Annotated in this window: 21 protein-coding genes and 2 pseudogenes; 5 read left to right on the forward strand and 18 right to left on the reverse strand. The window is 48.0% G+C overall.

Going from position 1 to position 26,225, the window contains the following annotated elements; genetic code table 11:
- Nucleotides 1–540, forward strand: a 540-nt coding sequence (locus tag NDI33_RS21280) for a GUN4 domain-containing protein (RefSeq protein WP_206753693.1), incomplete at its 5' end; no start/stop codon positions are given.
- A 176-nt stretch (nt 541–716) separates the two neighbouring features.
- On the opposite strand, the gene NDI33_RS21285 is transcribed toward NDI33_RS21280, so the two are convergent.
- The 5 genes from NDI33_RS21285 to NDI33_RS21305 form a co-directional block, all read right to left on the reverse strand.
- Nucleotides 717–1,055 (reverse strand): DUF5615 family PIN-like protein, encoded by a 339-nt coding sequence (locus NDI33_RS21285; protein WP_190677537.1) that lies wholly within the window; start codon nt 1,053–1,055, stop codon nt 717–719.
- A complete protein-coding gene (locus NDI33_RS21290; protein WP_190677539.1) occupies nt 1,052–1,276 on the reverse strand; it encodes a DUF433 domain-containing protein in 225 nt (74 codons plus the stop codon). The genes NDI33_RS21285 and NDI33_RS21290 overlap by 4 nt, the downstream gene beginning before the upstream one ends.
- 281 nt (nt 1,277–1,557) lie before the next feature.
- Nucleotides 1,558–2,529: a hypothetical protein gene (locus NDI33_RS21295; RefSeq protein ID WP_190677541.1), complete on the reverse strand. Its 972-nt coding sequence runs from the start codon at nt 2,527–2,529 to the stop codon at nt 1,558–1,560.
- A gap of 2 nt (nt 2,530–2,531) precedes the next feature.
- Complete coding sequence (locus NDI33_RS21300; RefSeq protein WP_190677610.1) at nt 2,532–3,038, reverse strand: molecular chaperone DnaJ; 507 nt, start codon at nt 3,036–3,038, stop codon at nt 2,532–2,534.
- Nucleotides 3,039–3,408: 370 nt separating this feature from the next.
- Nucleotides 3,409–5,664: an FdhF/YdeP family oxidoreductase gene (locus NDI33_RS21305; RefSeq protein ID WP_190677543.1), complete on the reverse strand. Its 2,256-nt coding sequence runs from the start codon at nt 5,662–5,664 to the stop codon at nt 3,409–3,411.
- A gap of 313 nt (nt 5,665–5,977) precedes the next feature.
- On the opposite strand from NDI33_RS21305, the gene NDI33_RS21310 reads away from it, so the two are divergent.
- Nucleotides 5,978–6,277, forward strand: coding sequence for a hypothetical protein (locus NDI33_RS21310; RefSeq protein ID WP_190429137.1), 300 nt, complete (start codon nt 5,978–5,980; stop codon nt 6,275–6,277).
- A gap of 185 nt (nt 6,278–6,462) precedes the next feature.
- On the opposite strand, the gene NDI33_RS21315 is transcribed toward NDI33_RS21310, so the two are convergent.
- Together NDI33_RS21315 and NDI33_RS21320 are read right to left on the reverse strand one after the other, a co-directional pair.
- Nucleotides 6,463–6,927: a type II toxin-antitoxin system VapC family toxin gene (locus tag NDI33_RS21315; RefSeq protein ID WP_190677544.1), complete on the reverse strand. Its 465-nt coding sequence runs from the start codon at nt 6,925–6,927 to the stop codon at nt 6,463–6,465.
- Nucleotides 6,924–7,169, reverse strand: coding sequence for a hypothetical protein (locus NDI33_RS21320; RefSeq protein ID WP_190677546.1), 246 nt, complete (start codon nt 7,167–7,169; stop codon nt 6,924–6,926). The genes NDI33_RS21315 and NDI33_RS21320 overlap by 4 nt, the downstream gene beginning before the upstream one ends.
- Here NDI33_RS21320 and NDI33_RS21325 point away from each other — a divergent pair.
- A complete protein-coding gene (locus NDI33_RS21325; protein ID WP_190677548.1) occupies nt 7,168–7,320 on the forward strand; it encodes a hypothetical protein in 153 nt (50 codons plus the stop codon). The two genes, NDI33_RS21320 and NDI33_RS21325, sit on opposite strands and share 2 nt — an antisense overlap.
- A 109-nt stretch (nt 7,321–7,429) precedes the next feature.
- Here the strand turns inward: NDI33_RS21325 and NDI33_RS21330 are convergent, their stop codons facing one another.
- Nucleotides 7,430–9,271, reverse strand: a complete 1,842-nt coding sequence (locus NDI33_RS21330; protein ID WP_190677550.1) for an RNA-binding domain-containing protein — start codon at nt 9,269–9,271, stop codon at nt 7,430–7,432.
- 128 nt (nt 9,272–9,399) lie between these two features.
- Here NDI33_RS21330 and NDI33_RS21335 point away from each other — a divergent pair.
- Nucleotides 9,400–9,537: pseudogene (locus NDI33_RS21335) on the forward strand (hypothetical protein); the annotation flags it as partial.
- Between the two features lie 17 nt (nt 9,538–9,554).
- Here NDI33_RS21335 and NDI33_RS21340 read toward each other — a convergent pair.
- The 9 genes and pseudogenes from NDI33_RS21340 to NDI33_RS21380 form a co-directional block, all read right to left on the reverse strand.
- Nucleotides 9,555–9,893: a type II toxin-antitoxin system PemK/MazF family toxin gene (locus NDI33_RS21340; protein ID WP_347275930.1), complete on the reverse strand. Its 339-nt coding sequence runs from the start codon at nt 9,891–9,893 to the stop codon at nt 9,555–9,557.
- Entirely contained in the window at nt 9,893–10,129 is a 237-nt protein-coding gene (locus NDI33_RS21345; protein WP_190677555.1) for a hypothetical protein, read from the reverse strand. Before NDI33_RS21345 ends, NDI33_RS21340 begins: the two co-directional genes overlap by 1 nt.
- A 99-nt stretch (nt 10,130–10,228) precedes the next feature.
- On the reverse strand, nt 10,229–10,759 hold the full coding sequence (locus NDI33_RS21350) for a methylated-DNA--[protein]-cysteine S-methyltransferase (protein WP_277878920.1): 531 nt from the start codon (nt 10,757–10,759) through the stop codon (nt 10,229–10,231).
- A gap of 388 nt (nt 10,760–11,147) precedes the next feature.
- Nucleotides 11,148–13,628, reverse strand: coding sequence for an ATP-dependent Clp protease ATP-binding subunit (locus NDI33_RS21355; RefSeq protein ID WP_190677557.1), 2,481 nt, complete (start codon nt 13,626–13,628; stop codon nt 11,148–11,150).
- Between the two features lie 1,387 nt (nt 13,629–15,015).
- Nucleotides 15,016–15,219: a flavodoxin domain-containing protein gene (locus NDI33_RS21360; RefSeq protein WP_190416112.1), complete on the reverse strand. Its 204-nt coding sequence runs from the start codon at nt 15,217–15,219 to the stop codon at nt 15,016–15,018.
- A 73-nt stretch (nt 15,220–15,292) separates the two neighbouring features.
- Nucleotides 15,293–15,994, reverse strand: coding sequence for a dienelactone hydrolase family protein (locus tag NDI33_RS21365; RefSeq protein ID WP_190416111.1), 702 nt, complete (start codon nt 15,992–15,994; stop codon nt 15,293–15,295).
- A 48-nt stretch (nt 15,995–16,042) separates the two neighbouring features.
- Nucleotides 16,043–16,984 carry an NAD(P)-dependent oxidoreductase gene (locus tag NDI33_RS21370; protein WP_190416110.1) on the reverse strand — a complete coding sequence of 314 codons (942 nt, stop codon included), beginning with the start codon at nt 16,982–16,984 and terminating at the stop codon, nt 16,043–16,045.
- Nucleotides 16,985–17,198: 214 nt separating this feature from the next.
- A pseudogene (locus NDI33_RS21375) lies at nt 17,199–17,549 on the reverse strand (alpha/beta fold hydrolase); the annotation flags it as partial.
- 42 nt (nt 17,550–17,591) lie between these two features.
- A complete protein-coding gene (locus NDI33_RS21380) occupies nt 17,592–17,888 on the reverse strand; it encodes a DUF981 family protein (protein ID WP_199302553.1) in 297 nt (98 codons plus the stop codon).
- A 63-nt stretch (nt 17,889–17,951) separates the two neighbouring features.
- Here NDI33_RS21380 and NDI33_RS21385 point away from each other — a divergent pair, with 63 nt between their 5' ends.
- The gene (locus tag NDI33_RS21385) at nt 17,952–19,142 is read left to right on the forward strand and encodes a histone deacetylase (protein WP_190677559.1); all 1,191 of its coding nucleotides are present in this window, start codon (nt 17,952–17,954) and stop codon (nt 19,140–19,142) included.
- Nucleotides 19,143–19,233: 91 nt separating this feature from the next.
- Here the strand turns inward: NDI33_RS21385 and NDI33_RS21390 are convergent, their stop codons facing one another.
- Entirely contained in the window at nt 19,234–25,836 is a 6,603-nt protein-coding gene (locus NDI33_RS21390; protein ID WP_190677561.1) for a translocation/assembly module TamB domain-containing protein, read from the reverse strand.
- Between the last annotated feature and the right edge of the window lie 389 nt (nt 25,837–26,225).

Consider the following 26,225-nt stretch of genomic DNA (forward strand, 5'->3'; position numbering starts at 1 on the left):
GCAAGGGGGCATGGCGGCGGGAGTTGTCTCTTTCATTTATCAAACCATAACGTGAAATGGTTGCCATGCCTGTATTATACCTTTTTAGAGTCTTGTTTTTCGTTTAAGCACCGTTATCTATTTAAAGAGGCGGTGATTCCTGGGGATGCCAAGGCACTTGAGCAGACTGTAGACGAGATTACACCCGAACAAATCCGGGAAATGCCTTGCAAACATCTCAAAACGCTAGATCAACTTTGGCGACAAGCAAGTGGCGATCGCTTTGGGTTTGGCATTCAGCGGCGAATTTGGGAAAGTTCTCCAGTGAATCGAGATTACACCAAGTTCGGAGAAGCTGTGGGATGGAAGCAAAACGGAACTTGGCTCAAATTTAATGATTTAACCGCTAAAGAATCCGCTTCCAATGGCAGTGCTCTTCCAATCGGTCATTTTCCCTGGTACTCTTGGCAGGTTCAGGAACCTACTGAGACCGAGCCTACTCGCTTTCGCCGTGTGGGATTTGGGGAATGGATGGCACGACTTAAAGCCTGTGGATTTTGACCGAGCTGCCGTCTCTGTGGAATAACAAGGTGCAATCCTCTTAGGAAGGCTTACCGTAGATATCGGTTCCATGAAATTTAAGCGCGATCGCCTATTTCTGCTTTAGACTAACTGCCATCTAACTGGTTTGTGCGAATAAAATATCACCTAGCGATCGCCAGTTATTCGTTGATAGGCTAATCCCCGCTAATCTCCACTAACATCTCACCTGTTCGCAAAAGCTCTAAAGCTTCCGGTAATGTTGCACTCAAAATCTCTCGCAATCGCGTATTTGATGTATTGCCACACGTCAACCAGATAATTTGTGGCGGTACTCCGTAGCGATCGACCAAATCAACAAAATCTCTGTCCTTGGTCATAACGATCGCTCCTTGCGCTTTTGCTGCCTCGAAAATCTCAAAATCTTCAGCATCTCTCAGACCAATATCGCGCAAGGCTACTGCTGTCACCCCAAATGTATTCGCGATCCAGGCTGCAATTCCAGGCGACAGTTGTGCATCTACCCAAATCGTCATGCCACCAGAACTGGATGATCGAGTTTACGCGCCGCGTAGGTGAGTGCTGCCTTCAGATCCTCCATTTCAAGATCGGGCATTTCCTCCAAGATTTCTTCGGCACTTAAACCAGCCGCAAACAAGTCCAGCACATCGGATACTCGAATTCTCATACCCCGAATGCAGGGACGACCTCCACACTGCTTCAAATTAACTGTAATTCTGTCAAGCAAATTAGGCATCCGATTTCACTCCCAGATGAATCATCATTTCAGTGTGGATCGCATTTGCCCAACTTGCAAATCAAAAAATCTGAAGCTGCGATCGCTTATTTCTGCTTCTGACTAACTGCCCTCTAATTGGAATAATGAGGTGGAATTGCGATCGCATAGTGAAAACAATGAAGTGTAAGCGCGATCGCTTATTTCTGCTTCAAGCTCATAGCTATCTAACCGGTTTCTACATCCTTCCTACTGTGGTATTAGACTGCACTCTCACTCTCCAGCTATGATTTTAGCTTATGCTATTGTACATTAAGCATCTGCTTAATTTGATTGAGTCGATAAACAACTTGGTAATTATCAGGATAAAGTTCGTTCACAAATTCAATCAGATGCTCGACCGTGCAAGGATTTTGAAACCCGCCATTCCAGACATGAAAATCATTATGGACTTCCTGAGTTAAGGTAATGAGATTATCCTGGCAAGCGGCTAGACGAGGGTAATGCTCTTTGGAATAAATATGATGAACGACAATATTTACTGCTTTGTTTGATTTATCACGCTTTATATGAGTGATTTGGCAACGCTTACCGTCCCGTCTCTTAGCTTTATCCATTGCGGAGTTAATTCTTTGTTGTAGGGAAGTCTGCTCATCGATAATGAGTTTGAAGGTTTTTTTGCCCACAACTTCGATAGCCTCACACCAAGTGCGGCGATTTCTAACAGTCAATTTTTTAGCTAGATGTTGCGACAGTTTATAGAAGCCTGAAAGAGAATAACAGCGCACGCCATCAATTTCATCAAAGTCCTCATATATTTTCATCGGGTCGAGTGACCTTTGAATCTCATCGAAAGCTTTGTTCAGCCGTGCAGGACTCGTACAAAGAATATTAACAACATCTTTTTTAGACAGGAAATGTCGGTTATTTCTAACGGTCAGCGAACTACAATTTTCTTGGATTTTTCGGCTAATAAAGGCATTACGAATCTTCTCTTTATGCCGAGTAATAAACTCTGTAATGCGTGCCCAAATACTTTTCGGTGCTTTTTCATCTATATATTTGGCGATCGCATAAGCTCCTTGCTCAGAAAAGAGTCTTTCATTCAGGCTCTTGTTTATATAGATGAAATGGTCATTTTCACGCAACTCCCACTGGTCATTTGGATCGGAGTCAAAGAAAGTGATTATTTCGTCTAATTCCTGACGGGTAATTTCCAGCGCGCTTGCAAGTTCAGCTTCACGTATTGTGGGACTTGATATTTTTTTAGCCATGACTATGCCTCCGCACTGATACTTTTGTACATGACAGTGAGGCAATTAAAGATAGCGGCATCACCTGTCTTAGAAACACCCGGATGATAGATTCTACTTAATCTGTAATAAGCGTTTTTGATGTCCTGATTAGTTGCAGTTTGGGGATCTAGTTCAAAAACCTGCCAAGGCTTGAAATAGTTAAAGATATTGATGCCGTTAATACAGCCATAACCCTGTTCTTTTTCTTCCCCTGGAAGAAAGCCGATAAACTTACGGTAAAGCTTTTCCCATCCGTCCTTCACACTTAGATTAAGAGTATCCATACCATCTGTTGCCATTTTAAAAGCTCCAGATTTCTTGAGTTCTGTTGTGTTTTTAACTGAGAAATGCTGATAAATTGCTTCCTTAATTTGAGTTAGGGTTAATGGTTTAATTTTTGGTGGCTTAATAGTTAGTTCTTTCTTTTTATAATTTTCGATGACAAAGTGAGCAAATTCCTCAAAAACAAACGTACTCACTCCATGCATCTCTGCAAGCTGAGCAATCTCATTTTGTAGATATGAATTTAGTTGGCTGGGGTTTTGCACTTTATTATTCTTGGCTGCCCCCGCTTTCGTTGACTTGGCTTTAGCGGCAGTTTTGGACATAAATTCGTTGAATAAATGGATAAAGTTAGCGTCCAAACAGCGAAATCAGAGAACTAACAGCGTTGCTACTCCTTGAAAGAATAATTACCTTGCTTTAAAGTTATTATTCCCAGATTTGAGCTGCAAAGTTACATCAGCAAGAATAAATACTGTATCCACAGCTACCGAACCTCACAGAATCTGATAAACGGTATTTTTCGATACTTTTATAGTAAGATAAATACTGAATCTAGCGATCGCTCTCCTTCTATCAGGCGTAAACTACAACCGGAACTCGCTTAAACGCAGGTATTCCAGACTGCTTATCTATACGCGCTTTAAAGATTACATTAACTTCGGGATAGAACATCATTGCTGCTCCTTGGCGCACCGCACCAAAGATAATTTCAACATTCTCTAACTTGCCTGCATCGCCTTGCACCGTCACTTGTTGATGCTCTTGCCATCCTGCTTGTTTTGCATCGGATGGGTTCATTAAAATGCAGTTGCGGTGCGGCATTCCTCGATATTTGTCGCCTGGTTTATAAACTACCGTGTTGTGTTGCGAGTAGCTGCGTCCCGTCATCAATGCTAATACAATGCTCTGGGTAGATTCCGTTACTCCAAACTCTTTTGCTTCCGGTAAATGCAATTCCGGTAATGGCGTCACAAACATATTCGCTCTACCGGACGGTGTAGCAAATTTTGGTTCCTTGAAAATACGTCCGGTGATGGTAAATTCTTCCTTGGTTTCATCAATAGTCGCCATCTGCTCAAAACCAGGAATCGTTTTGGCAATCAGTTGGCGGACATATTTAGTATCTTGCAGTTTGCGCCAATCAACCGGATCGCTGCCAAGAATCCGATGCGCCAATTGTGTGAGAAATTCTACCTCGGAAATCAAATCCGCATCCTTGAGATGGGTTTTACCAACATCATTTAGCCGCACAAAGTTGTTGCCCGATTCCGTAGTAGTTTCGTGCGGATTTTCAAAGCGGTTAAAAACGGGAATGATGATAGTATTTTTCTGCGCTAATCCGTGAAAGTGTCCTAGATTCGGTTTAGTGGCGAGATAGATGATGGTTTCAATATTGCCTAAAGCACGCTTTGCTTGATTTAAATCCGGGTTGGCTGCATACAGATTTCCACCCAGGCAAATCAACGTGTCTACTTTGTCTGCATCAGCCGCATCAATTAAGTCGCGGGCGCGATATCCAGGGTTGCGGTTGAGCGATCGCCCCAGCAATTTCTCTAGCGCTTCCTGAATCTCTTTTTTGAGTTGGACTGTCACTCCCATCGAGCCAAAACCCTGGACGTTGGAGTGTCCCCGGATCGGCATCGTACCGCCGCCCTCTTTGCCCGCATTCCCCGTCAGCAGAGCCGTGTTAGCGATCGCATAGATGTTATCCACGCCGTTTTCTTGCTGCGTTGCACCCATCGCCCAGGCGAATACCACACCCTTAGAAGAGGCGATTATTTCTGCGGCGACTTCGATCTCTGCTAGAGAAACACCGCAAGTTTGCGCGATCGCATCCCACGAAATAGAGTTAGCATAATCGACAACCGCTTCCCAACCCTCAGCATGGGCGCAAAGATAATCTGTTTGAATTAAGTTGCGTTCAATTAGCGCTTTTTGGATGCCGATAAATAGCGCCACATCGCTACCAGGAATCGGTTGCAGATAAAGTGAGGAAATCTCCGATCCGGTAAATAGCGACTTGAGGGGAAATGCTGGAGATGCAAACTTGACCAACCCCACTTCAACGACTGGATTAACGACAATAATTTTGCCCCCGCGATCGCGCAACTCGATCAGTTCGTTCATCAAGCGCGGATGGTTAGCAGGTGCATTCGACCCGATCAGCACCACGCAGTCTGCCTTTTTCAGGCTATCCAGACTCACCATTGAGGTGCCAGAACCAAACATCTGCTTCAGTCCCACCGTCGAGGGGACGTGGCACAAATCGGAGCAATCTGCCAAATGATTCGACCCCAGAGATCGCATCATCAGTTGCAGCAGATAAGCCGCTTCATTCGACGATCTCCCGGAACTATAGGAGGCGACTCGTTCCGGGGACTTGCGAAAACCAGCTTCGCTAATCTCGTAAATCTCATCCCAGGAAATCCGCTCGTAATGAGATTTCCCCTCGCGCAGAATGACCGGAAAACTGAGACGACCGAGGCGATCCGCTTCTAAGGAAGTTAACTGTTGAAGTTCGGCGATACTGTGGCGGTCGAAAAAATGGGTCGAGACGCCTGGTTGCAACTCGGCGGAAATTGCCTCTACGCTTTTGGCGCAGCGTTGCATCGTTTCCCCCAACTCGTTCGCGAAGCCGCCTTTTTGTCCCCCCGTTCCCCAAGCACAGGACAAACAAGCACTTTTATGCAACAACGTTTGCCACAGTTTTGGCCCTTCGGGTGATAGGGTATGCTCTGCCCAATATTGTACGACGGGCAAACCGCCACCCATTTCTGGAGCGTTGCTGGTTGCTTTCGTTGCGTCTTCTGGTTTAATATCTGCGTCCATACAGCTTCCTCTTGAATGCAGCGCCACTCATCTGTCAGCCTGGAATGCGTTCTATCCCTCTGAATTTATCTTGAGCAAAATACTATCTAGAGGGACTTGAAATCAGCGTAACTCATCAAAACTTCTCTCGCACGATTGTATGGATGTGCGATCGCTGAGAGTTTTTTCCCTAGAAAACTGGCTTCTCAAACATCCTCTAACTATTTCAATCGTAGCGCTGGGATCTCAGCCCTTAAGTAGATTTTCAGATGCCTTCCTCTAGCCTGCAACTGCTCTATGAAATAATGGGGACACAATTGTTCCTAAAATTTTTATGACCACTTCTCAAAGCCAGGGCTATCTCGTCACGATCATTTGCGAAACGGTATTGCAAGATCGCCTAGTTAAGTTGCTCAGCGGATTGGGTGCTTCTGGCTACACCATTATTCCAGCCAAGGGCGCTGGTAGTCACGGTAAACGTATGGGAGATATCGCTGGCTATAACACCAACATTGAAGTCAAAACCATTGTGTCAAAAGAGATATCAGACCAATTGCTAGAAGACCTAAAGGAGTTTTCGAGCAATCATGCCTTGATTGCCTTTCGTCAAAAGGTAGATGGCTTGTTTGATTAAGTAGTTGAATCTAAACTCTGACTGGGGCGATCGATTTCCACTTGCCGAGTTTTAAGCGTTGTCTGCGGAATATTCAAGATTGCGATCGCTCATCCTGCCAACGCACCAAGATACACTATTCCGCAGATAGGATGGGCAGGAAAAAAAATGATCGACTTCTTGCCCTTGCAGAAACAGAGTTAAGGCTAGGACTCATCGGTTTCAGGGATTAATAATTCCTGGGGGCGCACAATTGTAATGCCTGATATGCCAGCAAAATCCCTTGGATTGAAAGTTAGAAGATGCGTAACTCCATGTGCAAGCATGACTGCACCGATACGAACATCATGAGTGCGCTTACCCACCACTCTATTAATTGTGACCAAATCTAACCAATTTGGAAAAATCTGCGGAATTTCCTCTAACAACGGAAAGCGATCGAGAAGCTGATCTACTGTGTTTCTCGTTTGCTCAACAGCCCACCCTAAACCATTCACTTCAATTGGTCGGGTAGCAACAACCCAAAGTTCAACAAGCACTTGCGCTGTTAGAAAACATTCGTCTTCCTGTGTGAGCAAACAGGATATTGCGTTTATTGCAAGGCTATGCTGCACATCGGAGGGGTTGCAAAAACGTAAAACAACATTAGTATCCAGCAGATATCTCGTCATTCCTCATAAATGCTGTCGCGGCTGAAGGCTTCATCAGGCAGACTTGGACTATTTTTGGGAAGTTGCGATACCCATTCACGTAACTCTCTAGCCCGTTCTACTGGCGTTTCCCTTTGCCAGAATGGAACAGATGATTCAACCCGTCTGGATTGAAACTCAAGGAAGGCGATGAAATCAGCGAGCTTCTTAAGTTGCTCTTCGTTTAACTTGTCTAGGTCTTGCTTGAGCTTTTCTCGGAGCATGATTATAACGATCGTCCGAAAGCAGATTCCTTCTATTGTAACCAATGCGATCGATCATTTCGGCTTAAATCTCGCTGCTATCAAACTGGTTTCCGGATTTTTCCTGCCAGGTCAAGAACTCAACAAAAATTTAGAACCTTATACAATTTAGGTTGAGGCAAATGATGTAACTTCCTAATAATGGTGTCAATTAAGGGTTCCATAGCCTATCGGAACTCGTAATCAGATTTCTTTTATGCTATTTAGTTATGCTTCCAGCTCTAGAGGGGTTGCGGAGGATGATAATCTATAGCAACTGCTTCGATTGAAACATACTTTTGGCGCGGATGACTAGGTTGAGCCGGATATAAGTAGTTAATACGACCTGTTGTAAGCAAAGTGCGAATTATTCTAAGAACATATTGCTTTTTACGTGCTAAGAGAGATTCAAGCTCGTTGACTCCAAGCGGAGCTAAAGCACATAGCTGGACTATAAGGTTTTGCAGCCTCATACGATCAATCCGAGGCTGAGTGCGTACAAATGCACTTATCTGCATCATTTGATTCCAAATATCTACAGGGATAGCCTCTTGTCTACTCGATGATGTACCTGTTTTCATAGGCTGTCGAGTTGTAGATATTACCGGTGAGCTTAACTCATATCTTGCATAGCGTCCACCACTAATCATCTCAAGGAAGAGTCGATTACGAAGACCAATGAGTACTTTAGAAATATCGGCTGGGTGCTGACCAGTTAATCGAGCTAGGGTTGCATTATCAACATAGCCGTGGTGTTTGGCATGAACTAAGGCTAATTGTTCTGCCTCATTCCACTGCAAACCTAAACTCCTTAACCAACGACGATCTTCAACAGAGAGTAAGTGAGCCTGACGAAGCTGTAGGGTGAATTCGTACCTTTCTGTTCCCGTATCAATTTTAGGCATTTCCAGCCCTAACTCACGCCATGCTCGAATAATTTTGGGTATGCCAGTTCCCGCCTCCTCTGCTAACCCAACAAAACGAAACATTCGCACTAATTCTGGGTTACGCGGATCAGAGCGATCGCCGTGGAGAAGATCGAATTCAGAAATACGAGAACTGCCAGGGTTACGAAAGAGGAAACTGCTAGGTGTGCGTATAATAAGTGACGCTTCTGGTACAGCATAATCAGCATGAACAAGAAGGTTCACTAGGGCTTCACGTAGCACAACATGGACAGAACTTTCATCAATTCGTGTTGACCCTTGTAAGTGAAAGGCGGTGGCTAAACCTGCTGTCAGACGAAGATAGAGGGTCTCAAAAGCACCAAATAAATGCCCTTCCCATGTAACGCGATCATCCCATCGTTTATCAGGATCGTTTTCACTTAGTACCATCCTATAGTCGATAAGGTGACGCGATCGCCACTTTCGGATAGCTCGATCCGTCCCCAACAGAAGCAAGCCTGCAACAGTCAATCCTTCCCTTTGTGTGCTTCGTTCGCGGTCATACCCTCTTATTGATGTCAAAAAATGAAGATCGTCGTAGGTATTGCGCGGTTCGCCAGGATGCAGAGTTTGATATAAGCGCCGATAACGGATTAATGCATTTTGATCTATATCATCTAAGCCGAATTCAGGCAAGATAGCGGAATCTGCACCAATATCTGACGCTTCACGCATCATGCGATCTACCTCAGGTTTAGTGCAGTGATGATCTCCTGTATGTCGTCTGACACACGTACCACTATATGGATTACCGTTGATGTAAATGGGTCTTTGCTGGCGCGGTGCTTCTGGCACTCTAATAACGATAATTTCCTTATTGTCTAAAGTTTCAATATGTGCGTCTCGTGCGCTACAAATTGGGTAATTAATTTTTGAAGAACTACGCAATGTATTGTAGAAATCATCTAGCATCTTGGATGCATTAGAAAGCCCCTCGACCACAAAGCTGCCATTAGACTCTTTAACTCCTAGTAAAATCCATCCACCGCTCGTATTGGCAAACGCACTAATCGTTTCCCAAAGGCTTTTAGGTATGCCACCTTGCGCTGCTTTGGCTTCTATTTCTAGCGTTTCGCTACCTTGTAAACGTTCGAGGAGAGTGGCGAGCAAATTAGAAACAGCGGTATCACTAGACATACATATTTTTGTTCACTATAAATCAAACTCTTGAACGCCAGCTTGGTAGCTTATAGGTTCAAACTGCTGACCGACAGCAAATTGGCTTTTCTCTTAAGCATACCGAAGTGTAAGCCAGGGTTGCGGGAAACATCTGGTGGGTGGAAGTAACTGCAAGCTTTGAAAGTCCCTTCACCGCTAAGCTAGAAGCCGTCTACATATTTTCCTTACCAGAGCGAGCAGCTGTCAATGATATGGTGATTCGCCAGGAGCGATTCAAGCCGTAATTGAAGGGGCTTCAGCATCAGAGGTATAGAATTGTTCGTAAACCTTCATCTACCTCTTCTTGCAAACTCGCTGGTAATGAACCAATACGCTCAGTCAAAAATGCTTTGTCTACAGTGAATATCTGGGAGACATTTCCAACAGAATCTCTGGGTAAACCCGTGGTATCCCGTGATAATAAAACATTGCCTGGTGCGTTCACAAGTTCTATATTGGAAGTGATAATAACAACTATTACCGTCCTAAGACGACTTTGGGTGAATGTATCATCCTGAATAATTAGAACTGGTCTACGATAGCCAGGTTCGGAACCCATTGGGTCAGGTAAATTTGCCCACCAAATCTCTCCGCGATACACTACCAATCCTCATATGGTAGAGACCTAAACTGCATTTTTGCCATCACTGGGTCTAATTCTGAAGACTCCTGAGAGTAAACTTCGTTTAGTTGCGATAACATTCGCTCTCGGTTATATCGCTTCAAATACGCTTTCAATGCTTTCGTGTAGAGTTCACTGCGAGACATACCCAACTGTTGAGCAAGTGCCTCAGCTTCTTCAAAAATTGGGTCAGGAAGAGAAATAGCGGTTTTCACGGGCTGATTCCTCAAGTAGTTGACATACTTTAGTTATACTATCCAATTGCCGGAATTGTAGGTTAGCCAACTACATGAGACAGAAATACTTTATTGGATTTAACTGTTGCTTAAAGCCATTGTCAATTGCAGGCTAGATTTTGCGCTATATCTGCGCTCAAGTTCTAGTAAACCTTCTTTAAGACGGACTCCACCTCTAAAACCTGTAAGTGTGCCGTTGCTGCCGATAACACGGTGGCAAGGCACAATAATACACAGAGGATTTTTACCGTTGGCGGCTCCCACAGCACGCGCTGCTGTTGGCAATCCTATTTTTCTTGCTAGTTCTCCATAAGATATCGTTTGACCGTAAGGAATCGATTGGAGTGCTGTCCAAACCTGCTGTTGAAACAGTGTCCCTATGGGGGCAAGTGGTAGCGTGAATTGATACAATTCGCCATTGAAATATGCCTGAAGTTGCTCAACGGCGTCACCGTCTAGCTTCTTTTGGAAATGCCAAGTGGCTTTTGGAGACTTTGCAGCTAGCCCTTCTTGAAAGTCTATTGCCACCAGCCCAACTGAGTTTTGCGCGATTAAGATACGTCCCAGAGGGCTATCCATGTAGGTATAGAAAATTGGATCAGAAATCATATAAACTCCTTTTTGCTTAAATTTTCCAGAACGCGCTCGCCTGCCATACTAGATAGAATTTTGACATGGATTCACATCTGTGCATTATGGGAATGCGTTGGCGAAGCCCACCGAAAGTATTGCTCATCAGCAACCCATACCATCGTTCAACCCAACAAATATTTATAAGAGTTGGATTTGTTTCCTTAAACGCCACGTTGCAAGGACGCGGGAACGCCCGCTTGTGACTCCCCAACCTCTGTGGATTTTAAATTTTTAGCTCTAATTGCTACATCTCGCCAGCAGCTTTTTTTGAGCAGCAACGAACGGTTGCAAAAAAATCCCCTGGCAGAAATGCCAGGGGATAAAAGTGCTAAATCTTAGCTAATGAATTGCGTAACTCATGCCCTTAGGCGACAGGAAGTAACTCACGCTGTTCGGATTTGACTACCTGAATCTGACCGTCATCGTCAACATCAATGATGGCAGTGTCTCCATCTTGAATGGTGCCAGATAGCATGGCTTCAGCCAAGTTGTCTTCCAGGAGTCGCATAATCGCCCGACGCAGCGGTCTTGCACCGTAAGCAGGACTATAGCCTTCGGTTACGACACGGTCTTTGAAGCGATCGCTGACTTCCAGCGTAATTCCCTGTTCGGTCAAGCGTTCGGAGATTTCGCGCAGCATGATTACAGAAATTTGCTTCACTTCGTCCTTCGTCAACTGACGGAAGACAATGATCTCGTCGAGACGATTGAGAAACTCAGGACGGAAGTACTGCTTGAGTTCTTCATTCACCAAAGCGCGAACATGGTTGTATTGCGCTTCAGCTTGATTGTCAGTAACCTCGAAGCCTAGACCGCCGCCGCCTTTCTCAATGACTTTAGAACCGACGTTGGAAGTCATGATGATCAGGGTGTTCTTGAAGTCTACTGTGCGACCTTGAGCATCGGTCAGGCGACCGTCATCCAAGAGTTGCAGCATCATATTGAACACATCGGGGTGAGCTTTTTCGATTTCGTCGAATAGTACCACCGTGTAAGGCTTGCGACGCACCGCTTCGGTTAACTGACCGCCTTCGTCGTATCCCACGTATCCAGGAGGCGAACCAATCAGCTTGGAAACCGTGTGGCTTTCCATGAATTCCGACATATCTAGACGGATCATGGCTTCTTCGGAACCGAAGAAATAAGCAGCCAAAGACTTCGCAAGTTCCGTCTTACCAACTCCGGTGGGGCCAGAGAAGATAAAGCTGGCGATGGGACGGTTCGGGTCTTTTAGACCAACACGAGCGCGGCGAATCGCCTTAGAGGCCGCGGTGACGGCTTCCTCTTGACCGATCAGACGCTGGTGCAAGGTATCTTCTAAGTGCAGCAGTAATTCCGATTCAGATTCGGTGAGTTTGCTGACAGGAACTCCAGTCCAGGAAGCAACGATTTGAGCAATGTCTTCTTCGTTAACAACTGGGAAGTCTTCGGCGCTGATCGCTTCTGCCTTTTTGTTGTCAGAAATCGCCTTCAACTGTGCCTCAAGTTCCAACTCGCGATCGCGCAGTTGTCCCGCTTTATCAAAGTCTTGAGCCTTCACAACCGCTTCTTTCTCTTTGGTCACTTCACGCAGTTCGCGCTTCAGTTGCCCAGTCCCAGAAGACTTGCTGTTTCTCAAATGGACGCGAGAACCCGCTTCATCAATCAGGTCAATTGCCTTATCCGGCAAGTAACGGTCTGAGATGTAGCGATCGCTCAAGCTGGCGGCTGCAACCAGAGCAACATCAGAGATTTTAACTTTATGGTGCTGCTCGTAGCGATCGCGCAGACCAAATAAAATTTCGATGGTTTCACTGACGCTGGGTGCGCCTACCATAATCGGCTGGAAGCGACGTTCTAAGGCAGCATCTCGCTCAATATGCTTGCGGTATTCGTCCAGGGTGGTCATTCCCATGCACTGCAACTCGCCTCGCGCTAATGCTGGCTTGAGGATATTCGCGGCATCCATGCCACCTTCGGTTGAACCCGTACCAATCAGCGTATGCACTTCGTCAATGACCAGAATGACGTTCCCCGATGTCCGAACTTCATCCACAATTTTCTTGAGGCGTTCTTCAAATTCGCCCCGGAATTTAGTACCCGCGATCAGCGAACCCATATCCAGACCGATCACCTGCTTATCTTCTAAGAAGCCAGGAACGTCCTTATTCACAATCCGCTGAGCTAAACCTTCAGCGATCGCAGTTTTACCAACCCCTGGCTCTCCAATCAACACCGGGTTGCTCTTGGTGCGGCGAGCTAAAATCTGGATGGCGCGTTCGATTTCTTTGGCGCGACCGACGACCGGATCGAGCTTGCCTTGTGCGGCGAGTGCGGTCAGATTCGTGCCAAACTCATCTAACGTTGCGGTTTTGCGATCGCCACGTCCGGATGTCGAACGATCTTCTCCACTACCCGCAGAGACGGCTGTGACATCTCCTAGCATCCGAATCACGGCGGTACGGAGGTTATCGGGGTTAGCGTTCAGGTTTTGCAGCACTTTGGCGGCAACCCCTTCCCCTTCTTGAATTAACCCCAGCAGCAGGTGTTCCGGGCCTACATAGTTATGTCCGAAAGCCTTTGCTTCCAGAAAGGCTTGCTCGAAAACACGCTTCACCTTAGGAGTGAAGGGAATTTCAGAGGGTACAAAGCGAGACCCCCGACCAATAATTTTTTCTACCTCAATCCGGCATGCTTGGAGGGTGATGCCTTGATCGATCAGAACTTTAGCCGCCACACCCGTGCCTTCTGCAATTAATCCTAAAAGGAGTTGCTCGGTGCCCACGAGGTTGTGTCCCAGGCGACGTGCTTCTTCCTGGGATAGCATAATTACCCTAACGGCTTTGTCTGTGAAATGTTGAAACATAGCAACTTTCCTCTACCGAGCTGTTTAGGCTATGGGTGAAGTGGCATTTCCCCATGCATAAACTTTTATGTACTTGCTTAATTAACAATGTATCTCCACCCTGATAGCGATCGCAGTGGGCACAACCGTATGAAATCAGGTGTAGTTGCCGCCTATGCATGGGAATAGAAGCGCAATGCATATATGGCGGAAAAAAATATACCTCGGTAGTTAGAAATTTAGGTATATAAATGGAGGGATAATTTTAAAATTCTTCCCTACCGTCGCCAACATTCAACCAGAAGCAGCTTCATCAATTCTTATAAACTTAATAATCCTTATTATTAAGTCCCCATACATCGCTCCCTGTATTCGTAGCTTAAGATACCAATCAGAGTTTCATCCACTAAAAATGTCGGAAAACCTTATATTTCTACCTGGCGGTATATTTATATCTCCTGCATGAATCATGAGGTCTAATGATTCTGGCGTGTGCAACGGCAGGACTAGACATGAGATCGTAAAGCTATCATGTAATCGACAGCCGTTCTCATTGGGATCTCCCTCCTTTAGTTTTGAAGCCCAGTGAGCGATAAAGACATTGCCCTAGTATTTCACTATCGCTCCGGCTTGATATCCTTCAGGCTTTTCCACTCAGCCAGGAACGAGTGAATCATCTTGAGAAAATCCCCTGATTGAACTCTTTCGGTAGATGTAAATGGGGTGTAAAGTATGGGCGAAGCAAGTGCATCCCAAGGTAAGCAAAAATACCGGAATCCGACTGCCAACTTCTGATTTTCAGATGAAAAACGGCTGAATCATTCGCTCATCGTGTTCGCAATTCGAGCATTAGAGAATAACACCCTCTCTTAGAATTCAACTTTTCCTACAAGCTCGCTGCATCAAGATCCGGTTGTTTTTATACACCTCTAAAGTTCCAGCCTGCGGATTATCTAACGTACCATCCCACACCCAATATTCATAGTTTCTATTCCGAAACTTATACACTCAAACGCCTTCTGTCCTTTGGCTAGTTCCTCTGCCCAAACTTAAATTCCCGTTGGGATTAGTTGCACGATAGAGTAGTTCACCAGAAGTATGTTTCTGCCAAATATTGATGTTATAACCACCCTGGCAGTTCATGCTTAGGATGATGCCAGCAGTAGAATCAGCAGAGGCTCTTAAGGAAAAATTAGCTAAGCTACTGATTGGCAGTAAACAATCTGTTGAAGTAGCACTGTCAAGCTAGTTAACTTAGCAGGGTTTGTTGATGGGACAAGGATTGTTATCTACAATCCTTGTCCCATCAACATTGTTTCCGAGGCGACATTATTTCCTGCTGAGGGCTAGTCCTGAGTTTTTTACTTGGCAAACAATTCTTTGCCTGCTAAGGCAGCAGCCACTCGTGTTACATTCGCACCATGATACTTGGCAGCTTCCAGCCTCTCTTCAGTAAACCATCACTGGCGATTACATCATCTTCAGTAACATCCTCAACAAACTTTACCGCCACTTCAGTACCTGGAACTGATGTCACACCAGATGCTACCGCTTCTGCCATCTTCTGGGTATTGCCGTAATCAGTTGCGTAAACGATTAAAACTTTTGTCATCTTTTACCTCACACTTGTTGAAGTTGATAGCTGTTTGTGCGCCAAATCTCAATCGCTTTGCGTTTAAGTCCCGCTACCCTAAATGCTGTTTTAAAAACGCCAACGTGCGATCGCGTGCTAATTCTGCGGCTTCTTGGCGATAAGCGGAACTATTCATGCGGCTAAACCCGTGACTCACTCCTTCATAGCGATAGATTGTGACCAGAGGGTTGTCTTTCAGTCCTTGCTGAATGGTTGTTTGAGCGCTTGGGGACACATACTCATCATTTCCACCTATATGCAATATCAGCGGTTTCTGAATCTTTGTCGCCTCGGCTAAATTCTTGTCAATCTCAACACCGTAGTAACTGACGTTGGCATCCGCATCGGTGCGTGTTGCCATGAAATATGCCAGTTTGCCGCCCAAACAAAAGCCCACACTGCCGACCTTGCCTGTGCTGCTGGGATACTGCCGCAGAAAAGATAGACTGGCCTTGAGGTCTTCTACGCCGCTATCCACATCAAATGCTCGAAGTAGCTCAAAGGCTTTAGCCCAATGCTCCTCCTTGCCAGGATCGAGTTGCACATCGGGTTCCAGTCGCCAATACAGATCCGGCACCAGTACCAAATAGCCTGCCTTAGCATAATCATCGGCAGTCTGTCGCATATTCGGATTGACCCCAAGAATTTCTTGAATCAGCACAATCCCTGCACGAGGCTGAGTATCGGGTGCTGATAGATAGGCGTTAAAACTGCCGCCTGAAAAGGCTGGAATGGTTACATTTTGAGTTGTCATGATGCCTTCATTCTTCCTGATTACGATAGCCATCTGGATGCTAGAACGTTAACTGGCATCAGCCACGGCGCTGTCAACGATCCACTCCAACGATCGCGGCTGAAAATCCAGTTCGCGTTTTGCCTTGGCATTCGATACGCCTCGCATCTGAGTCTGGTAGTAAACAATATCCGCACCACCATCCCTTTTCAGAGCATCCTCAACTGATACCTGTGGCGGTGGTGGAGCATTCAGCGATCGAGCAAACGCAGGGAGCCATTCGCGCACCGCTAAAGGGCGATCGTTCGCAATCAGATAAACACCAGGATTGCCCTGCTCTGCGGCTGCAACTGTGGCGATCGCTGCATCCTCAATGTGTAACCAGGACCAAACGCCATTACCATTCCCGACGATCGGAAACTGTTGCTGTCGCACCTGTTGTGCTACATCGCCATCCGGGTTGAACCAAGTGCCGGGTCCGTAGAAGAAACCATAGCGTAAAGCAATTCCTTCGAGATTGGATGTTTCCAATAAACGGTGTTCAATTTCAGTTACGAGGCGAGCATCGGCGGCAACGGCGGGGGAGGCATCAAGCGATAACGGTGTTTCCTCATCTGCCAATCCAGTACCGGGAATTCCCCAGAAGGCGACCGACTGTCTCAGGTAGCGGCGCACCCCTGCTGCCTGTGCAGCCGCCAGCACGTTGGCACCCCCTTCTAACCGAATGCGCGTATTCAGAGGCGCTGCTGCACTCATGGATTCACGACTGTAAGTCCTGGGTAGGGCGGTGAGTTGTTCAATCACCACTTCCGGTTGAGCGCGGGCGATCGCCGCTTTAACTGAATCAGCGTCGAATACATCCGCGACCGCAGGCTCTATTCCCTCTGCCACTAATGACTGTGCCCTTTCCGGGGAGCGGGTTAGAGCTATAACATCGTGACCTCTGGCAAGTAATTGGTTGAGTAGCGGACGACCGATTGCTCCTGTTGCTCCGGCAACAAAAATCTTCATCTGTAAACCCTCTAAAACTTTGTTGACGTTGAGTATCTTTCTCGTTCAATCGTTTTCATTGCTTACTTCATAGCCTAAGAGAATCAACAAAAATCAAAGTAGTGTTTCTTTGTTTTCATTAGGCAGGGATGGGTTGAAGCCGTGACGCGAGAAATTGACGGATGTAGTTTGCGATCGCATCCCCATCTTCTTCCAGCGCAAAGTGCCCGGTGTCGCGCTCTGGAGCTTTAGCCGCAATCCGATAACCAATCGGAACACCATAATCCATTAAGTAAAGGCTATATTTCTTGAGAGCGATCGCAGCGATAAATTTCTCGACGATCTGTGCCAGATGATCGAACGTGTAATCAAACTCATCCACAGTTGGCATCGAACTGTTACTAAAACCCGGATAATCGGGAGCAACGAGATGGAAGCGATCGCTAAGCGCGGGCATCAGATTGCGGAACATATGAGATGAGGTTGGGAAGCCGTGCAACAGCAGAATCGTTGGATTATCGCGAGAACCAGCTTCTCGATAAAAGATATCTAAACCATCGATCGAAACGGTGCGATATGTAATCATCGGATTACTCCTTGTAAGTTTACTGGAGTCGTTTTACGGCAATTACTTTGGCATGGGTTGCCACGTCGAGAAGTTAGCAAGATGTGCCCAGTAGGAACTCAATCCAATAAACGCAAAAATGAGGGCTGCCACAATTAACACAATGGCTCCAACAGTTCGGAAGAGCCGGTTTTCTTTGAAATAGAGAGTTGGTACAGCAAAAATTCCTCCTAAACCAACTAAGATAAACCCAGTTCCTGCTGGCACATCGATTGGTATGAGTCCCAGGTTGATGAAGCGCAAGCCAATGAGCAGCGATACAAGTCCTGCAAAAAATCCATAAATGCCATTTTCGGACAATGGGTAATGGATAAAAAGTCATTAGTTGTTACCTGAGGACTCATAACTAAGAACGAATAACTAATGACCAAGATGTTGCCAATTGCCCTAATTTATACGCCTGATTTTGCTATACACGATCCTGGTCAAATTAGGGTCGAAGGAAATAATTTATATCACCGGGTAGCGGGGCAAGATTTGCTTGACCCAGTTTACACGTTAGACCAAATTCAGTTTCCTTACCCAGTCGTTAGTCCGGTTCCCCACCCGGAATCCAGTAGTCGCCTGACAGCAGCAATGGCAGCGCTAAGAGATTTTGGGTTAAGCCAGCAGATGACTCTTCTTGAGCCAGAATCGGCAACGGAAGAGGATTTACAGGCGGTACACACATCGGAATACATTGCTCAAGTCCGGGCAATCAGTGCGGCTGGCGGGTATTTGGCTGAGTCTACCTATGTAAGCCCCGGCTCTTACAAAACCGCCTTGATTTCCGCTGGGGCAGGAATTAGCGCCCTCAAGGGCATTTTGTCCGGGCAGATTCAAAGCGCTGTGTGCTTAAACCGTCCGCCTGGACACCACGCCGGACGCAAACAAGCGGGTGGTTTCTGCTTATTTAATAATGCAGCGATCGCAGCCAAGTATTGCTTAAAAAAAGAGGGTGTAGAGCGTGTTTTAATCTTGGATTGGGACTTGCATCACGGAGATGGCACCCAAGATATCGTACAGGACGACCCGCGTATCATTTTTTGCTCCCTCCACCAGTTTGGTAAAGAGCTTTACCCGCAAACCGGCAATCTGGAGGATATTGGCGCACAAGGTAACATTATCAACCTGCCGCTACCCGCGAAGCTAGCAGATGATGAGTATTGGGCGTTGTTCCAAACTATCATCCCGGCTCTAATTGCCCAGGCTAAACCCGACATCGTGATTGTGTCGGCAGGGTTTGATGGACACTTCGATGATATCAATCATCTTTACCTGTACGATCCTGGTGCAGGCTTGTGCCTGAGTGCCCAACTTTACTACAACCTAACCCGTTTAGTCGCAGAAGCGATCGCTTCTGTGGGTGGGCATTACCTGCTGTTGTTAGAAGGTGGCTACGATGCCACGAATTTGGGCAACTGTCTAGTGAATACGTCTGCGGCGATGTTGGGTTTGCCGCTTGTCATTGAAGAAACCCTCCCCCAAAGAGAAACGGAGTCTTCTTTTAACTTGGAGGAATATATTGCCACACTCAACGCAGTACAGCTAGGTCGTTGGCAATTCTCTCGATAGTCACTTCTCACCCCTGACTGCTCACCCCTGACATCTCTACCCCTCAGCCCTCAGTCCTCAGTCCTCAGTCCTCACCCCTCAGTCCTTTTTTTCAGAAGCGCTTTTCATACTCCACCACTCCCCTCGTTTCCCCAGACAAATCGGTGCCACCTCGCAACAGAATCTCATTATTAACTCGATAAGTAACACCAAACTCAGGAGGCTCATCAGCAGTCAAAATCTTCGATACAGAGGCAGAAAGCTTAGGAGTGACGGAAACCCCAACTTCTGCCGCCAAGCCCAACGTTGAAGTGCGGGACTTTTCATCCCTAACCACCGTGGGGAATAAGCGAAACTCACTTAATCCCAACGCATCTCCCACCACATTTTGGAAAGGTGTCAACAGTGCCGAACCTGCCAAATTTGCGAGTCCTAGCGTGGTATCTCCCCGACCTAGCGTTTCCACAAAGCCACCACCCAAAAGGGCGACAATTTCGCTCTCGCTGCGAGGCGGATTACTGGTCAGCTCCAGATTATCTGCCAATTGACTTGCCGAACCTGTGGCTCTGGCTTGAATGCGAACCGTTCGCAATGCCCCTAAATTGGTAGCGGGAACATCGCTAATTTCGCTACTCACAATACCCGTGGCGGTTGTGTCAGCAATCCGGCTGCGGGTTACTTCGGAAACAGACGCGACCAGCCGAATATCTAGAACCGGGTCAAGTCCATCACTGGGGGTAAACTCAGCCGTGTGTTCGTAGCCGCGTGCCAAGCGGAACTGAGTCGTAAACAGATTCACCTGACCCCTGGTTAGCCGAATCGTCCCCTTTGGCTGAGGTTCATCCAAAGTGCCATTGAGAGTAAAGCCACCAGTCGCCTGGAAACTCAGCAGCGGTGGGCGGGAGATTTCGACGCCTTTGTCTAAAGCCAGTTGCAGGTTATTAAATGTGGGAGTGAAGGGTTGCTCGTCAGAGGTTGGGGATGATGGGGTAGCGGTACCACCACCGGGTGAAGCCGTTCCGTTTGTGCCATCCCCTGCCGTCTCTCCTATCAGCACCCGACCATCGGCAAGTCGCACTTCACCACCAATTTGCGGATTGAGAGCCGAGCCAGTAATCTCCACGTTGCCGTTGACGCCGCCTGAGTATAACCCTTTCAAATTTACAGCGAGTTTTTCAAGGCTAACCGTGAGTTTATCCCCCGACTCTTGCCCCGTGCCTGAGATGGGGATGGCTCCGGAGGCGACCACTTCACCACCACTAAAGTCACCCCGGAAGTTTTCTACTTGGATGCGGTCAAAGTTAAATAAGACCCTACCGTTGACATCAGTGAGCGGTTCGGGCAAAGCTTGCGCCTTGATAGTGGCATCGTCAACAGTCGCAATCCCGTTAGCGACAAGCTGGTTTAATTTGCCCGTATTTGGATTCACCGTACCCTGAACGTTGAGTTGCACTTGTCCGGTACCATCCACCCAAGTGACAGCAGAACGCGAAAGCAGGTTTAACAGGGAAAGTCCCTCATTTTGAACGTTTAAATCCAGGCTGAGTTGGTTGTTATCGGGTGCAACGGAGGCAAAGGGCAACTGATAAAAGGGAATGCTGCCAGTGATTTGAGTCGTCGAGGGGATACTGGCGATTGGAGATGGGGTACGAGGAGTTGTTGCAGGTTGAGTATCGGGCGGAGTCTCCCCGGCTTCTGGGTTTGCCTGCTCCCCAGCTTCGGCAGTGGCGATGGTGCTGCTGAAGGTCAGACGAGCATTGGTGTATCGGAAACTGCCCCGCGCCGCTTGGACGGCGGTTTGGTTCAGGGTGGCATCGGTGAGAGCCAGTTCGCCGATGGCTTGGGGATTGTTGATGCTGCCTGCTAGGGTTGCGGTTCCATTGAGATTCCCAGTGATATCGACTGGTAAATTGGCGAACTGTTGGAATGGGGCGACAGGGACATTTCTCAGGCGCAGCTGACCGCTTTGTTCGGTTCCGCCAAGGGTGCCAGTGAAGGCAAGCAGCGTTTCTTCAGATTCAATTCGTAAGGGCAGAAGGGTGAGGACGCCGTTTTGGAAGCTGCCTTTGACAATCACATTATCAGCGGTGTAGAGACGATTGGGCTGGTCGTCTCTGCCCCACTTCCAGTTATTGCCGCCGAAGTCAAAGTCAAGGTTAATGCCTTGTCTAGGGGAAGCTGCTACATTGATTCCGCCGGAGAAATTGCCGGTGAGGTCTTTGAGTTCGGGGATGGGCGAAGCTTCCCGTTCCTCTTTCTGGGCGGCAAGGATGGCTTCTATTTCCGATAAGCGGCGCAGTTGAGCTTCCAGGCTAGCATTGGGTAGACCGACGGGTTGGGGTTTAACCTCGGCGGCGCTGGCATAGGTAGGAGGTTGTCCGCCTCTGGCGAGGTCTTGTAAATCAAAGATTTGCAGGAGGGGGAGGACGTTTTGGATTTTTCCTTGAGCTACTTTCAGCGAACCTTGCAGTTCTGGCCCACTGGAGGTTTGAGTGACGCTACCGGCGAGGGCGTATAGACTTTCGCCTTGGCGGAACTCTCCCCCATCCAAGGTGGCGGTACCATTGGCATAGCGGAAACTGCCGATGGTTAGCAAATCGCCTTTAATGGTACCAAGCACGGGTTGAGCGATCGCTACATCATTCCCGGCAACATTAAAATTGGCGAGATTCAGGATAAAATCTCCAGAAAGTTTACCTTCGATGGGTTGGGATGCGATCGCTGGCGGTAGACTTGCTAAGGCATTCTGGGGAGCTAAATCTTTCAACAATTTGAGCGGAACGTTTTGCACATCCACCACCAACAAATCGCCCTCGCGGTTGCCTTGTGCCAGCACCTCGTCACGCTTCACTAAAAAAGAGACGGGTTGATAGCTAGGCGACAACACCAGCGAAATCCGGTCTTGTTGATTGCCTGCTAGCTCAACGCTACTCGGCTGTCCGGGGACTAAATTGATTTGCCCGGTGAGAACGGGGTCGAACACCAAGTCATTGGCGGCAAAATTTTCGACGCGCAACTGTCCGGTTGCTCGGATAGCCGCTGGATTGACAGCACTCAGCGACCCAGAAGCATCAACGTTGCCACTCACCCGTCCTCGCAGCGCCGGAACCGGCACGGAATCTGGTAATGCTGCGACAAGCTGTTCCAGGTCAACATTATTAGCAGAAATTAAACCCGCAAAGCGCCCGTCTTGGAGTTGAACATTTGAGGCGGTGAGGGTGCCATCCCCCACATTCAAACTTCCAGAAATCGTCCCGTTCAGAGTTGCCGGGGTGAAGGCAGCCAAACTGCCGGACAAGTTGAAGGAACTATTATTCAGCCGACCTTGGAATTGCGGGGGCAGTTGGGGAAATACTTTTGCCAACTGGACGCCATTCGCCTCGCCAGATGCTTGCCAGCGACCGTTGCCGAACTGTACGTTGGCTGCACTGACGCTTCCCTCACCCAAGTTCAGATTTCCAGAAGCCGTGCCAGTAATCGTTTCGGGGCTGAAAGCGGCTAAGCTTCCGGATAGGTTAAAAGAACCATTATTCAGTTGCCCTTGGAATTGGGGCGATTGGGGAAACACTCTAGCGAGTTGGATATTGGACGCCTCACCAGAGGCTTGCCAGCGACCATTGCCAAACTGTACGTTGGCGGCACTGACGCTGCCTCCAGCTAAGTTCAGGCTTCCAGAAGCCGTGCCGCTAAGAGTTTCTGGCGTAAAAGCCGCCAGACTTCCCGATACATTAAAAGAACCATTATTCAGCTGACCTTGGAATTGCGGTGGCAGTTCGGGAAATAGCGTTGCTAACTGAACCTCAGACGCTTGTCCGCGAGCTTGCCAGCGACCGTTGCCAAACTCTACATTGGCGGCACTGACGGTTCCCCCACCCACATTCAGGCTTCCAGAAGCTGTTCCGGTAACGGTTTGCGGGCTAAACGCCCCCAGACTCCCCGATACATTAAAAGAACTATTATTCAACCGACCTTGGAATTGCGGTGGCAGTTCAGGCAACACCAGTGCTAGTTGTACCCCAGACGCTTGTCCGCGAGCTTGCCAGCGACCGTTCTGAAACTGGACAGTCGAGGCAGTAACGGTGCCACCGCCAAGATTCAGACGCCCTGAAGCTTCTCCGCTAATCGTTTCGGCGCTAACATTTTCCAGACTACCGGAGACGTTAAAAGAAGCATTATTCAGCTGACCTCGGAATTGCGGCGGAATTTGGGGCAACACCTTTGCCAACTGGACACCAGAAGCTTGCCCAGAAGCTTGCCAACGACCGTTGCCAAACTCCACGTTGGTGGCACTGACGCGACCACCGCCAACCTGAAGATTTCCTTGGGCAGTCCCGCTAATCGTTTCCGGGGTGAAAGCCGCCAAACTTCCTGACAGGTTGAAGGAACCATTATTGAGTCGCCCTTGGACGGGTGATTGGGGCAAAACCGTTGCTAATTGAATGGCAGACGCTTGTCCAGAAGCTTGCCAACGACCGTTGTTCAGCCGAACGTTTGAGGCATTGACGCTGCCCCCGCCAATATTCAGTTGAACCGAGGCGGTGCCACTAATGGTTTCGGGTTTAAAGGCAGCTAGACTTCCAGATAAGTTAAAAGAACCATTTGCGGTTTGATTTTGGAATTGCGGCGGCAGTTGCGGGGCTAGCTGCCTCAACTGGACAGCAGAAGCCTGCCCAGAAGCTTGCCAGCGCCCTGCATTCATCACAATTTTTGATGCCTTGACGGTGCCACCAGCAACCCGGACATTCGCTTGAGCGGTGCCGCGAATCGTTTCCGCTTGGAAAGAATCGACACTTCCCGCTAGATTAAATGTCCCATCTGCCTGGGCTGACTGCAACTGTGGCGGGAGTTCTGCCAAACGTGCTAGTTGAACATCATCGGCAACGCCTGCCGCCTCCCAGCGACCCTCCGCCACCTGACCTTTGAGGTTGACGGTGCCTGCCCCGACGCTCAGAGTCGTGTTGCGAAAGTAGGTTTTGTCCTGAGTAACGATGACTTCTCCACTGCCTGGGTAGGTGGCTTGGGGTGCCTGAACTTGCACGACGGTCTGGAGGTTGCCGGTGGTGCCAAAAAGCTGTGCTTTGGCGGCTACGGTGCCGATTTGGATATTGCTCGGCTTGGCGTTGTAAATCTGGGCAACGGCATCCCCTGGAATGTCTTGACCGATGACATCGAATACCAATCCTCCTTTGTCGCCCATCTGAATGCGACCATTACCAGCCAGTCTGCCGCCAACGCTAGGCAAGGCACGGATGTTGGTAATGGTGAGGAGGGTATCGATCATCTGAAATTGACCGCTGATGCCGCGAAAGTTTACCTTATCTACGATTAGGGGCACTTTTTCGGTGGGCTGGAGGGTGGCGACGGTTCCTGAGAGGATCGGTTTTTCCAGCGCTCCTTTGAGCTGCACGTCAACGCGGACTTGTCCAGTTACGGGGAAAGGTGACTCTACTTTGAGAGTATTGAGGGCAGTCGCGATCGCGACCGATTTCACTTGGGCGGCAATGTTGTACCCACCCTTTTCTTCTTGGGTATCAATAACCCCATTGGCAACTGCGGGAACCTGACCGTAAAGAGCGCTGACATTCTCCAGCGCGATCGCATATCCGTTGAATCGCAAGAGTCCGTTAGTATTGCTAAACGGTTGCGGCACCTCTGCAACCTGCGCTTTCACATTTTTGAGGATAGCTGTTCCCAGAAATGTGGCTCGCTCTTCATTTTGGAATCGGACTTCCAAGTTGCCATCCAACAGCCCTGCATACAAGTCTATTGGCAGCTTAGCTAAACGATCGACATCGACTGCACTCAGGTTCTGCCCTTGAACTTGCAGGTTGGTTTGCCCGGTTGGGGCGCGGTATTCGCCAGAAATTTTGAGGCTGCTTTGGATGGGTGTAGCCGTTGGATTGGGCTGCTGTTTTTGAGGAACACTTTGTTTCGGTGCCCCTAATTCGACCTGCGATTGACCGCTGACATCAAAGCGAATCCGCTGGTTGTTATCGAAAAAGCGAGCCGTACCACCTACCTGGCGAAAAGTAATTGGCACCCCCCTCTTCTGTGTCCTGGGAAAGAGAGGTTCCAGCCGTCTGGTGAGCGTGTCTTGAATGTTACTGCGCGGGGGAGTTTGAGTGGGAAGAGGCGTTGCATCTACATTTCCTCTTGCTTCCTGGCTGCCTTTTTTCCTCTCTACGATTTTGGGCGTTGGGAGCAGCACTACATCCGCGTTTTGAACCCGAACGCTTTGGATATCCGTCTTAATCGCCCCACTCGGTTCTTCTGACTTCAGTTCAGTAGAAACCCAGCGTCCCTCTTTGTCCTGTTCAACGTAAATATCAGGGTTGACCAGGGTAATATTTAGCTCCAAAGTCCGCCTAAAGAGCAGCGCTAGCGGATCAAAAACCACGTCTACACCTTCTACCGAAGCGCGGTCGGGGTCAGTGGGCGTAACTGGTATCGAGGAGCCACCAAAGCGCAGATTGTTGATGGAAAAGCCTTCAACTTTCCCCAGTTGCACGGGTCGTTTCAGCGTTTGACTGAGATTTTCTTCAACAATCGGTGCTAACCGCTGATGGACAAAAATCCACGCCCACCAGACCCCGCCAATTGTGCCAAGCAACAGGATAATTCCCAGGCCAAGGCCGGTGCGGCTTAATAGTACCCATAGACGCCGATTGGAACGGGTAGCTGCTGTTTCATTACCCGATTTTGGGGAGTTCTTCATAGAAAACTAGCAACGGCGGTAACGAGGGTGTCTTTAGAAATGATTACAGGCTTCTACCGATGAATACTATCGGCTTGTCCTATGTTAAGTGTCAACTCTGCTCCTTACACCTGTTCCTTATATTTGGGAATTTTCCCACACTCGCGTACTCAGAATGAGACTTGCTTTGAAAGGGTCTGCTTGCGATCGCGTAGGTGACACTCTTAACCTACAATCAATGCATAATCCAAAAGACTTAAGTAGCGCTGATATGTTTCACCAATCCGTCAATTCCCTAAAACTCATCCCCTTTTAGAGTTTTGATTTCTGATTTTGGTTCGTAGAAGATTGGCTGCGATCGCGTTAGCGAAGCGAGGCGTTAGCCTAGCGCTGAAAGAGTCAGTTCGAGT

Source organism: Trichocoleus sp. DQ-A1 (assembly GCF_039961955.1).
In the GTDB taxonomy this organism is placed as follows: Bacteria; Cyanobacteriota; Cyanobacteriia; order Cyanobacteriales; family FACHB-T130; genus FACHB-T130.